The sequence below is a fragment of the Cohnella kolymensis genome, from assembly GCF_000829465.1.
GTDB lineage: Bacteria > Bacillota > Bacilli > Paenibacillales > Paenibacillaceae > Cohnella > Cohnella kolymensis.
In genome coordinates this window covers 24,236-36,528 of the sequence record NZ_JXAL01000007.1, presented here as the reverse complement: position 1 = coordinate 36,528, position 12,293 = coordinate 24,236, and the positions used below count along the sequence as shown (strand labels likewise).

The window sequence follows — 12,293 nt, the reverse complement described above, 5'->3', positions numbered from 1 at the left end:
AATGAAATCTCCTTTCATATAATAAAAATTATGTTGATCAAGCTTGAGCGCCTTAAGGAAAAACTCGACGGTCTGGTCGATCTGCCTGCGCAGCGAATACTTACGCCCGGAGATGAGCCACGAGGTCACCACTTCGTCCATAGCCCCGAAGATGAGCAGGCGCGTAAGCTTCACATCCAACCCTTGGCGAAAAGTTCCTTCTTTCATTCCATTTACCAGAATATCCTCAATTAAAACAATGTACGGCTTCACCGCTTGGCCAATCGCTTTGCGGAGCTCAAGCGAGCTCTGTCGGAGTTCGATCTGGGTGACGTAAGCGAGATGTTTGTTTTGCTCCAATTCTGTGTAATGTATCTCGCAGATCTTTCTCAAAGCTTCATCGGCGGTCGCCGACTGCTCAACGCTCGCCTGGAATTTCGTAACAAGATCGCCCAGGCGCTCACGGAATAGCGAGATCAGAATATCCTCTTTATTTTTGAAATATAAATAAATGGTTCCGTCGGCCACTCCGGCTTCGCGCGCGATTTTCGACACTTGGGAACCGTGATACCCGTTTTCCGCGAAAACTTTCACCGCCGCCTCGAGGATCAACTCATATTTATTTTTTTTGCTTGTCATACGCGACCCCCAATGGTAGAATCATGGTGAAAACTGAATGAATACTCATTCATTTCTTGTCTACATCTTATGAAATTCGCCAAGCATTGTCAATGTGCCGTTCATAAGATTTTTTAAATGTACTGGCTGTAAGCGTATTCACTCCGACTTTCGCGAAGGGATGGTTCATCATGGTTTGGTCGTGGATTCATTATCTACTATTCGTGCTCGTTGTCGGGTATGCCCTGTTTTTGTTCTATCAGACCGTTTACCATCGCTATCTGTACATCAAGATGGGCCAGCCTCCGGTTCGGCCGTTCGACTGGCGGATGAGGGTGGGCGAGCTCGTCTCGCAAGTTCTGGGCCACAAGAAACTGATGAAAGACCGCAAGAGCGGGATCATGCATCTCGTTATCTTTTACGGCTTCATTATTTTGCAATTCGGCGCGCTCGACCTGATCTATACGGGGTTAACGGGCGGGCGGAAGCTGCCGATTCCCGGATATCCGGTTTTCGGACTTACACAGGAAATTACCGCAGTACTCATCATATTGGCTATCGGCTACGCCGCATACCGGAGATACGGCGAGAAGCTGAAACGGCTGAAAAAAGATTGGAAGCCCAGCATCGTCCTTTACTTTATTTTCTTCCTCATGTTGTCGGTGCTCCTGTCGCTCGGATTCGAGCGCATTTGGTCAGGGCATGAAGCATCCGCATACGCTCCGTTCTCGTCGATGATCGCTGCCTTGTTCGGAGGCATTTCAACGGGAGCGGCACAAGTTCTGTTCTATGTTTTCTGGTGGGCACATCTCGTTATCTTGTTGTCCTTCCTTGTCTATGTACCGCAGTCCAAGCACTTTCATCTGATTACGGCGCCGATCAATATCTTTCTGGGCCGTACGGAACCGGTGGGTCGGTTAAGCAAGCTGGATTTGGAAAATGAAGAAGCGGAGTCGTTCGGCGCCGGAAAAATCGAGGATTTCACGCAAAAGCAAATGCTCGATTTCTACGCTTGTGTGGAGTGCGGACGATGCACCAATGTGTGCCCTGCATCCAACACAGGTAAGGTGCTTTCACCGATGCACCTCATCGTGAAGCTTCGCGATCACCTGACGGAGAAAGGCGCAGCCGTCACATCGAAATCTCCATGGGCCCCGGCTTTTGCTTTTCCCATGGGGAACGCGCACAGCGTCGTCCACAACGAAGTGGAAACGCAGTGGGCACATGATGGCATCACCGATATTAACCCGACGCTCGCTTGGCAGAAAGAAACCTGGAAGCCCGCGGACAAGAAGCCGGAAGAGATGGAGCTGATCGGCGATGTGATGACGGAAGAGGAAATTTGGGCTTGTACAACCTGCCGCAACTGTGAAGACCAGTGCCCCGTAGGCAATGAACATGTCGACAAGATCGTGGATCTCCGCCGCCATCTCGTGCTCATGCAGGGCAGCGTACCCCATGAAGGACAGCGCGCCATGCAGAACATCGAGCGCCAAGGCAATCCATGGGGAATCAGCCGGAACGACCGCAGCAACTGGAAAGAGGAAATCGGCGGTATTCCGGTGCCGACGGTGAAGGACAACCCGGATTTCGACATTCTGTTCTTCGTCGGATCCATGGGCTCTTACGACAATCGGGCCCGCAAAGTGTCGCGCGCGCTGGTGCGGCTCATGAATGAAGCGGGTATCAACTTCGCGATTCTCGGCAACGAGGAGAAAAACTCGGGTGACACGCCGCGCAGGATGGGGAACGAAATGCTGTTCCAGCAGCTGTGCATGGAGAACATCGAAACGTTCCAGAAGTACGGTGTGAAGAGAATCGTGACCGCCGACCCGCACGCTTACAATACATTGAAGAATGAGTATCCCGAGTTCGGCCTGGAGGAGGTGGAAGTCCTTCACCACACCGAGCTGCTCGATCAGCTGATCAAGCAAGGGAAGCTGACGCCGAAGCATGCGGTTAACGAGCGTATTACTTATCATGATTCCTGCTATCTGGGTCGTTACAACAATGTATATGACCAGCCGCGCGATGTTTTGCGGGCCATTCAGGGCGTCGAGCTCGTCGAAATGGAACGCAGCCGTGAGAACGGGATGTGCTGCGGGGCCGGCGGCGGGATGATGTGGATGGAAGAAACGTCGGGCAAACGTGTCAACGTCGCCCGTACGGAGCAAGCGCTGCTCACGAATCCGACGATGATCAGCAGCGCATGTCCTTTCTGTCTCACCATGATGGAAGACGGCACCAAAATGAAAGAAGTCGACGACAGGGTAAAAGCGCGGGATATCGCGGAGATTCTCGAACAAGCGGTATTCGGCGATTCCAAATTATCTGAACAATTGACCGTACAGGAGGTATGAGGCAAATGGCAGCAAAAATCACCAAAGCCGCTGTAATCGGATCGGGGGTCATGGGCGCCAGCATCGCAGCCCATCTGGCCAACGTGGGTATTCCCAGCCTGCTGCTGGACATCGTTCCGGCAAGCTTGACGCCGGAAGAGACAGCGAAGGGACTTACTTTGGAGCATCCGGCGGTGCGCAATCGGCTCGCGACCGGAGCGCTCAGCAGATTGTCCAAGATCAAACCTGCTCCGCTTTATGACGAGGCCTTTGTCAGCCGGATCACGCCGGGCAATATCGAAGACGACCTCCACAAAATTAAAGATGTGGACTGGGTGATCGAGGTTGTCGTGGAGAACCTCCAAGTGAAACAAGAGCTTCACCGGAAAATCGAAAGTCATTGGAAGCCTGGCATTATCGTAACCTCGAATACATCCGGAATCTCGATCAATGCCATGGTCGAAGGCTGCGGAGAAGAGTTCAAGCGCCATTTTCTCGGTACGCACTTCTTCAACCCGCCTCGTTACATGAAATTGATGGAGATCATTCCGGGAGAAACGACAGATCCGGCGATCGTGAAGCAAATTGCCGAATTCAGTGAAAAGACGCTCGGCAAGGGCGTCGTAATCGCGAAGGACACGCCGAATTTCGTTGCCAACCGGATCGGTACGTATGGTCTTCTCGTTACGCTGCAGGCCATGGCGGCCAAAGGTTTCACCGTCGATGAGGTGGACGCGATAACGGGACCGGCGTTGGGGCGCCCGAGAAGCGCGACTTTCCGCACGCTGGATCTGGTCGGCCTCGATACTTTCGTGCATGTGGCGAATAACGTATTCGAGAAAGTGGAGGAGGGCGACGAGAAGGTTGTTTTTGAAGTTCCGCAAGTGATGAAGGACATGGTGTCCCGCGGGTGGATCGGCGAGAAATCCGGCCAAGGCTTCTATAAGAAAGTGAAAGGCGAGAAGGGCAGCGAGATCTTGTCTCTCGACCTTACGACAATGGAATACGTGAAGAGCAAGAAGCCTGCATCCGCTTCATTGGAGGCTGCGAAAGCCGCCAAAGGGGCGAAGGAAAAAACAAAAGCGCTGCTTGGCGCCAAGGACCGCTACTCGGAGCTTGCTTGGGATATTTTGAAGAAGGTGCTTGTATACTCGGCCGGCAAAGTCGGAGAGATTGCCGATTCGATACACGATATCGACCGCGCCATGAAATGGGGCTTTAACTGGGAGCTTGGACCGTTCGAGACGTGGGACGCCATTGGCCTGGTTAGAACCGCCGAACGGATGGAGTCCGAAGGAGAGACACTGCCGGATTGGGTGAAGGAATGGATTGCCGCGGGCAACCAATCTTTCTATCAAAAAACGAATGGAACGACTTTTTATCTTCACAAAGGACAATACACGGCAATTGAACAGCGTCCTGAAATCATCTCTTTGCGTAATCTGAAGGAACAGAATAAAGTCGTCCGCTCGAACAGCGGCGCAAGCCTGATTGATGTCGGCGACGGCGTCGTCTGCCTGGAGTTCCATTCGCCGAACAATGCGATCGGCGCTGATATTCTGACCATGATCCAGCAGAGCGTCGATGAGGTTCGCCAGAATTATGACGCATTGATCATCGCCAACGAAGGCCGGCACTTCTGCGTAGGAGCTAATCTCATGCTTCTGCTGATGGAAGCGCAGGACGGGGAGTGGGACGAGGTCGACAACATCATCCATATGTTCCAGCAATCCATGCTTAAGCTTAAACATTTCGAAAAGCCCGTTGTCGCCGCTCCTCACAGCATGACGTTAGGCGGAGGCGTTGAAGCGTGTATGCCGGCCGATCAGATCGTGGCGCACGCGGAGACGTATTACGGACTTGTAGAAGTTGGCGTCGGTTTAATACCGGCCGGCGGAGGATGTAAGGAAATTGCGCTCCGGGCAAGCCTCGCGAACCCGAATCCGGAAGTGGATTTGCAGCCGTATATCAACCAAATGTTCATGAATGTCGGTACTGCGAAGGTTTCAACAAGTGCGGAGGATGCGAGAAAGCTCGGTTACTTCCGGCCGCATGATCGTGTCGTCGCCAATCAGGATCACCTGGTGTATGAGGCCAAACAATCTGCGCTTGCCTTGGTTCGAGGCGGGTATCAACCGGCTCAGCAATCGAAAATCCGCGTCATCGGCGCAGACGGCAAAGCGGTATTGAAGCTTGGCGCTCAAGATATGAAATATGCAGGCTATATCAGCGATCACGATCTGTTGATTGCGAGTAAGCTGGCGCATGTCATGGCCGGAGGAGACTTGCCTGCCGGAACGATGGTTACCGAGCAATACATGCTGGATCTGGAGCGCGAGGCATTCCTCAGTCTCTGCGGCGAAGTCAAAACCCAGCAGCGTATGCAGCACATGCTTGCCAAAGGCAAAGCGCTGCGCAACTAAGCCAACTAATGAGAGGTGATCGAACATGAGAGAAGCAGTGATCGTTTCTATAGCACGTACCCCGGTCGGCCGGGCCAAGAAGGGAAGCTTCGTCCACACCCGGGCGGAGGATTTGGGAAAAACGGTGCTTGAGGCAGTGATCGATCGGGCTCCGGGTGTGAAGAAAGAGGACGTGGAGGATGTCATCATCGGATGCGCCATGCCGGAAGGGGAACAAGGTTTAAACTTCGCCAGAATCATGTCGATGTACGCCGGGTTTCCTTCCACTGTCCCTGCATTGACGGTTAACCGGTTCTGCTCATCCGGTCTGCAAGCGATCGCGTTCGCGGCGGAACGCATCATGGTTGGGGGCGCTGACGTTGTCATCGCAGGCGGTGTGGAAAGCATGAGCCACGTTCCGATGACGGGCTTCAAGCCTTCCCCGCATCCGACGATTGTCGACGAAATGCCGGACGTGTATATCGGAATGGGCCATACGGCTGAGAATGTGGCTGCGCGCTTCGGTGTTTCCCGCGAGGATCAGGACAGATTCGCGGCGTCCAGTCATGCCAAAGCCGCGAAAGCCATTGCGTCAGGGGCCTTCAACGATGAGACCGTACCTGTGAAGACGTCGCTGAGAGGATTCGGCGATAACGGTAAACCGTGGGAGAAACCTGTCACTGTCGAGACGGATGAAGGCGTAAGACCGGATACTTCGGTGGAAGGGCTTGGAAATCTGAAGCCTGCTTTCAAGATGGGCGGCACCGTCACGGCGGGCAACGCCTCGCAAATGAGCGACGGCGCGGCTGCAGCATTGGTTATGAGCAGGGAGAAAGCCGAAGAGCTGGGTCTCAAGCCGCTGGCAAGCTTTAAGTCGTTCGCGCTCGCAGGCGTCGATCCCGATATTATGGGCGTGGGCCCTGTGGAAGCGATCCCGAAAGCGCTGCAGCGCGCAGGACTTACGATTGAAGACGTGAAGCTGTTCGAAATTAACGAAGCGTTCGCTTCCCAGTGTCTGCACGTCATCCGGGAACTGAAGATTGACGAGAGCATCGTGAACGTGAACGGCGGCGCAATTGCCCTGGGCCATCCTCTCGGCTGTACGGGTACGAAGCTGACCGCCAGCCTGATCTATGAACTTCGCCGCCGCGGCGGCGGGCACGGTGTCGTCTCGATGTGCATCGGCGGCGGCATGGGCGCGGCAGGCGTATTCGAAGTTTATCCGGAATAATCGTGATTGATCATAAAAGGGAGAGATGAACATGACTGAAAAAACGTTAGATAAAGTGATCGGCGGAAGCTTCGTCATTGACGATCTGGACTTCAATTCTATCGTCACACCGGATGATTTAACCGAGGAGCAGCGCATGATCGCGGACACGACCCGCGAATTCGTGGAAGGTGAAGTGCTGCCGCACGACGAGGAGCTTGAAAAGCTGGACTATGACCTTACCGTGAAGCTGATGAGAAAAGCAGGGGAGCTTGGCCTGCTTGGCGCCGACGTACCGGAAGCTTTCGACGGACTCGGCCTCGATAAAGTAAGCTCCACCCTGATCAGTGAGAAGCTGGCGAAAGCATCTTCGTTCGCGCTTTCCATCGGTGCACATGTGGGTATCGGAACGTTGCCGATCGTCTACTTCGGTACGCCGGAACAAAAGAAAAAGTACTTGCCCGAGCTCGCGAGCGGTACGAAAATCGCGGCATATTGCTTGACGGAGCCTTCCTCCGGATCCGACGCCCTCGGCGCCAAAACGACCGCGGTGCTGACACCGGACGGCAAGCATTACGTGCTGAACGGCGCTAAACAGTTCATCACCAACGCCGGCTTCGCAGATATTTTCATCGTCTACGCGAAAGTGGACGGTAAAGAATTCAGCACCTTCATTGTTGAGAAAACAATGGAAGGCGTGAGCGTAGGTCCGGAAGAGAAAAAGATGGGCATCAAAGGCTCATCCACCCGTCCGCTCATTCTCGAGGATGTTAAGGTGCCGGTCGAGAACCTGCTGTGGGAAGTCGGCAAAGGCCACCTGATCGCGTTCAATATTCTGAACATCGGCCGTTTCAAGCTTGCCGTCGGATGTCTCGGCGGATCTAAAGAAACGGTTGAGCTGGCTGCCAAATACGCGAATGAGCGTACCCAGTTCGGCAAGCCGATTTCATCTTTCCCGCTGATCGGCAAGAAGCTCGCGGAAATGAATCTGCGCACTTACGTGCTGGAAAGCATGGTGTACCGCACAGCAGGATTGTTTGACGCAGGACTAAGCCACATTGACTATAACAGCCCTGAAGCCGGTGTCGAATCCGCCAAAGCCATTGCGGAATACGCGCTGGAATGCTCGATCAACAAAGTATTCGGTTCCGAAGTGCTGGATTTCGCAGCGGACGAAGGCGTACAAATTCACGGCGGATACGGCTTCATTCAGGAGTATAAAGTCGAACGGATTTACCGCGACTCGCGGATTAACCGCATTTTCGAAGGAACGAATGAAATTAACCGCCTGCTCATTCCGGGCACATTGCTTAAGCGCGCGATGAAAGGCGAGCTTCCGCTTATGCAGAAGGCCCAAGCGCTTCAGTCGGAGCTTCTCCAGCTCGTTCCGGGGCAGACGTTCGACGGCACGCTTGAGGAAGAAACGCACCTCGTGTCCATGGCCAAGAAAATTTTCCTCATGGTGGGCGGAACGGCCGTTCAGAAATACCAAGTGAAGCTTGAGCAGGAGCAGGAAGTGCTCAGCCATATGGCTGATATCATGATTCAACTCTATGCGATGGAAAGCGCGCTGCTCAGAACGAAGAAGCTGATGGCCAAGCAAGGAGAAGAAAAGTCGGCGAACGCGATCGAGATGACGACTGTTTTCGTGCATGAAGCGTTCGATGCGATCGAGTCATTCGCGAAAGAGGCTTTGTCTGCAATGGAGTCGGGAGACATCCTGCGCACGCAGCTGTCCGTTCTCAAAAAGCTCACCCGCCGCACGCCGGTGAATTCCGTACAGCTGAAACGACAGATCGCCGCACGGGTCATAAAGTCGGAAAAGTACGTGCATTAACCCTTATTCCAAGAAGAGGTGATGGGTCTTGGCACAGCATCCGTGGTTACTTCATTATCCCAAAGAAGTACCGCCGACTTACCCGTATCCTAAACATAATCTGGCGGAGTTTCTCATCCAGTCTGCGGCGAAATACCCGGCACGCACGGCGCTGCATTTTATGGGCAAGGAAATGACTTACTCCGAACTGCTGACCTGCTCGTACAGGTTCGCGAATGCGCTTCGGAAGTTAGGCGCAAAGAAAGGGGACAGGGTGGCGATTATGCTGCCCAACTGTCCCCAACTGGTGATCGCTTATTACGGTACGCTGCTTGCAGGCGGGATTGTCGTCATGACAAACCCGCTTTACATGCCGCGGGAGCTGGAGCACCAGCTGAAAGACTCGGGAGCTTCGATTGTCGTTACGCTCGATTTGCTGTTTCAGAGGGTGAAGGGTGTCGTTCCGGCTACGGAAGTGCGCCACGTCGTCGTTACTTCCATTAAGGATTACCTGCCATTCCCGAAAAACCTGCTGTATCCGCTGAAAGCGAAAAAAGACGGCTTGAAGCGGGAGGTCGAGTATGGGGACACCGTGCACGCGTTCGTGAAGCTGCTGAATGCTTCGCCAAGCACTTCGGTATATACCGAGGTGGACGCGGAAAATGATTTGGCCTTGCTGCAGTACACCGGAGGCACGACGGGCGTGTCCAAAGGGGTCATGCTGTCGCATCTCAACATCACGGCGAACACCGTACAGAATGGTCTATGGGCATATAAAAGAAGCGAATCGCAAGAACGTTATTTGGCAGCGCTTCCTTTTTTTCATGTGTTCGGGCTGACGGTGCTGATGAACCAAGCCGTCATGTTGGGCGGCTGCATGTATTTGATCCCGAAGTTTGAAGTGTCGCAAATTCTGCAAACGATTGACCGCTTTAAACCGACGGTGTTTCCGGGAGCTCCGACGATGTATATCGCTCTGATCAACCACCCGGACATCTTGAAATACGATCTGTCGTCGATCAATATCTGTGTCAGCGGTGCCGCTCCTCTGCCCCACGAAGTACAGAATAAATTCGAGGAGATAACCGGCGGACGCCTGATCGAAGGCTATGGTTTGACGGAATCGTCACCGGTTACTCATGCCAACAATATTTGGGAGAGCCGCAAGCTCGGCTCCATCGGCATCCCGTTCCCGGATACGTTCGCCAAAATTGTGGACCCGGACTCCGGCGATGAACTTCCTCAAGGCGAGATCGGCGAATTGGCCGTTCGCGGGCCTCAGGTGATGAAGGGTTACTGGAACAGGCCGGACGAGACGGCGAAGGTTCTGAAGGACGGCTGGCTGCGGACAGGCGATATGGCGCGTATGGATGAAGACGGATTCTTCTTTATCATGGATCGGATGAAGGATATGATCATTGCCGGCGGCTTTAACATTTTCCCTCGGGAAATCGAAGAGGTACTCTTCGAACACCCGGCCATTGAGGAAGCTGCTGCATTGGGCGTTCCGGACAAATACCGCGGCGAGACGGTTAAAGCTTATATTGTCTTGAAACAAGGGGAAACCTTGGATGCCAAGGATCTCGAGAAATGGTGCAGGGAACGGCTCGCCGCTTATAAGGTGCCTCATATCTATGAATTCCGCGAAAGCTTGCCCAAGACGATCGCCGGGAAAGTGCTGCGGAGGAAGCTGGTCGAGGAAGACTCGCAGCAGCAGGAGCAGGTCACCAAGTAATAAGCAGACGCGGTTGCAAGCCCGGAAGGAGAAACACGATGGACACTCAAGAACTGCAGCAAGGATTCGAGGATTTGATCGAAAGAGCGAAGCGAACTTTCTGGGGATATCTAGGATGCGAGCTTGTCGAGATCGAAAGGAATAAGGTAACCGTCGCGCTGGATGTGAAGGAGCATCACCTTAATCCGCTTGGGATTCTCCATGGCGGCGTTCACTGCGGTGTTCTGGATTCCGCCATGGGAATCGCCGCAATGGTCGCCCGTCCCAATGAGAACCTGGTCACTTCGAATTTGAACATCCATTTTACTTCGCCGGTTGGCGTCGGCAGAGTCAGTGCCGTGGCCGAGATTGTACACGTCTCAGGTAAGATGGTTACCGCTCAGGGAACGTTGACGGATGAGAACAACAACATATGCGCAATGGCCACCGCGTCGTTCCGGGTCATTGACAAGAAAAAATAATGGTTGGATTCGAGTGACACCTTCGGCTGAAGGTGTCTTTTCGTTATACAGGTATTATGTATGATGGCGCTTTGGCACAGTTTGCGTTAAAATAAGCTGTAACTAAAGGTAAGTACGATCTTTTTTTCCTACATAAAATCCTGTCAACAGCTTTCATGACGAAAGCTGTTTTTCATTTCATTGAATTTGAAAGCGCTTAACGTATATGATTAATACAGAATCCAATATCCAATAATAATGGGTAATGGAAATTAGTGAAGGAGGTTCAATCATGAGTGAGAGGCAACAACAAACCTCTTCCGAGGGAAGCGTAAAAGTTTCCGTTCAGCGTTTCGGAAGATTTCTCAGCGGCATGGTGATGCCTAATATCGGCGCTTTTATCGCTTGGGGACTTATTACAGCGATGTTCATACCGACCGGATGGTTTCCGAACAAAGAATTGGCTGAGCTTGTAGGCCCAATGATCACGTATCTCCTCCCGCTTCTGATCGGATACACCGGCGGGCATATGGTCCATGGTACTCGAGGCGGAGTGGTGGGCGCTGTAGGCACGATGGGCGTAATCGTCGGCGCGGATATTCCGATGTTCCTCGGTGCAATGATTGTTGGACCGGCATCCGCATGGATTCTGAAACAATTTGACAGATCCATCGAAGGCAAAGTGCGTTCCGGCTTTGAAATGCTGGTCAACAACTTCTCTGCAGGCATTATCGGCGGTGCGTTAGCCCTTCTGGCTTTCAAAGGAATCGGCCCGATCGTGCAAGCGATCAGCAAAGGGCTGGCTTCCGGCGTAGACTTCCTGATCGATAACGGACTGCTGCCGCTGGCCAATATTCTTATTGAGCCTGGTAAAGTCCTGTTCCTTAACAATGCCATTAACCATGGCGTATTAAGCCCGATTGCTTTGCAACAAGCAAAAGAAGTCGGTCAATCGGTGATCTTCCTGCTCGAAGCAAATCCGGGTCCGGGGCTGGGTATCCTTCTCGCGTACTGGCTGTTCGGGCGCGGATCAGTGAAACAATCGGCTCCCGGCGCAGTGATCATTCACTTCTTGGGCGGGATTCATGAGATTTACTTCCCTTATATTCTGATGAATCCGCGGTTGATTTTTGCAGCCATTACCGGTGGTGTAGTGGGAAGCTTCACGTTCAATGTGCTGGGCGCAGGGCTGGTGGCTACGCCTTCTCCGGGAAGCATCTTCGCACTGATCGCTATGGCTCCGAAAGGCGGACTGTTACCGGTGCTAGCCGGGGTATTAACCGCGGCTGCGGCATCCTTCCTGGTCGCCTCCGTAATGCTAAAGACGAGCCGCAAAACCGAAGACGAGGATCTCGAGACCGCAACGGAAAAAGTAAAACAAATGAAAGCCGAATCGAAAGGCGCGCCGGCTTCAGCAGCGGCAGGAGCCGTTAAAGCGAACGGCGATGTCAATAAAATCGTGTTTGCCTGCGACGCCGGTATGGGATCAAGCGCCATGGGCGCCTCCATTCTTAGAAAAAAACTGACGAAGGCAGGCATTGCGGTCACCGTGACGAATGCCGCGATCAGTGAAATTCCGTCGGATGCGGATATCGTTATCACGCAGAAGACACTGACCGACAGGGCAAGATTAAAAGCACCGAATGCGGAACACATTTCGATTGACGACTTTGTCAAAAGCCCGGAGTACGATGTGCTCGCCGAACGTCTGGGTAAATAGAGAATAGCAGAAGATGCAACGCTGACGGCTCGTT

7 protein-coding genes and 1 pseudogene are annotated in these 12,293 nt (G+C 53.1%); 7 read left to right on the top strand and 1 reads right to left on the bottom strand.

The window, feature by feature from the left end; translation table 11 throughout:
* Positions 1–63: 63 nt before the first annotated feature.
* Positions 64–618 (bottom strand): annotated as a pseudogene (locus tag SD71_RS23500) (TetR/AcrR family transcriptional regulator); the annotation flags it as partial.
* 170 nt (positions 619–788) lie between these two features.
* Here SD71_RS23500 and SD71_RS07140 point away from each other — a divergent pair.
* The 7 genes from SD71_RS07140 (at position 789) to SD71_RS07110 (ending at position 12,259) form a co-directional block, all read left to right on the top strand.
* On the top strand, positions 789–2,957 hold the full coding sequence (locus SD71_RS07140; protein WP_041061548.1) for a heterodisulfide reductase-related iron-sulfur binding cluster: 2,169 nt from the start codon (positions 789–791) through the stop codon (positions 2,955–2,957).
* A gap of 5 nt (positions 2,958–2,962) precedes the next feature.
* The gene (locus SD71_RS07135; RefSeq protein WP_041061545.1) at positions 2,963–5,359 is read left to right on the top strand and encodes a 3-hydroxyacyl-CoA dehydrogenase/enoyl-CoA hydratase family protein; all 2,397 of its coding nucleotides are present in this window, start codon (positions 2,963–2,965) and stop codon (positions 5,357–5,359) included.
* 25 nt (positions 5,360–5,384) lie between these two features.
* Positions 5,385–6,569, top strand: a complete 1,185-nt coding sequence (locus SD71_RS07130; protein WP_041061543.1) for an acetyl-CoA C-acyltransferase — start codon at positions 5,385–5,387, stop codon at positions 6,567–6,569.
* 31 nt (positions 6,570–6,600) lie between these two features.
* On the top strand, positions 6,601–8,385 hold the full coding sequence (locus SD71_RS07125; protein WP_041061540.1) for an acyl-CoA dehydrogenase family protein: 1,785 nt from the start codon (positions 6,601–6,603) through the stop codon (positions 8,383–8,385).
* A gap of 28 nt (positions 8,386–8,413) precedes the next feature.
* Positions 8,414–10,099: an AMP-binding protein gene (locus SD71_RS07120; protein WP_041061538.1), complete on the top strand. Its 1,686-nt coding sequence runs from the start codon at positions 8,414–8,416 to the stop codon at positions 10,097–10,099.
* A gap of 38 nt (positions 10,100–10,137) precedes the next feature.
* A complete protein-coding gene (locus tag SD71_RS07115; RefSeq protein ID WP_041061535.1) occupies positions 10,138–10,560 on the top strand; it encodes a PaaI family thioesterase in 423 nt (140 codons plus the stop codon).
* A 271-nt stretch (positions 10,561–10,831) separates the two neighbouring features.
* Positions 10,832–12,259 carry a PTS mannitol transporter subunit IICB gene (locus SD71_RS07110; protein ID WP_041061532.1) on the top strand — a complete coding sequence of 476 codons (1,428 nt, stop codon included), beginning with the start codon at positions 10,832–10,834 and terminating at the stop codon, positions 12,257–12,259.
* The last annotated feature ends 34 nt before the right edge of the window (positions 12,260–12,293 follow it).

Excerpts from the sequence above, each read along its gene's own strand:
- SD71_RS07135 (WP_041061545.1), top strand. The coding sequence starts at position 2,963 with ATGGCAGCAAAAATCACCAAAGCCGCTGTAATCGGATCGGGGGTCATG.
- SD71_RS07125 (WP_041061540.1), top strand. The coding sequence starts at position 6,601 with ATGACTGAAAAAACGTTAGATAAAGTGATCGGCGGAAGCTTCGTCATT.
- SD71_RS07115 (WP_041061535.1), top strand. The coding sequence starts at position 10,138 with ATGGACACTCAAGAACTGCAGCAAGGATTCGAGGATTTGATCGAAAGA.
- SD71_RS07130 (WP_041061543.1), top strand. The coding sequence starts at position 5,385 with ATGAGAGAAGCAGTGATCGTTTCTATAGCACGTACCCCGGTCGGCCGG.
- SD71_RS07110 (WP_041061532.1), top strand. The coding sequence starts at position 10,832 with ATGAGTGAGAGGCAACAACAAACCTCTTCCGAGGGAAGCGTAAAAGTT.
- SD71_RS07140 (WP_041061548.1), top strand. The coding sequence starts at position 789 with ATGGTTTGGTCGTGGATTCATTATCTACTATTCGTGCTCGTTGTCGGG.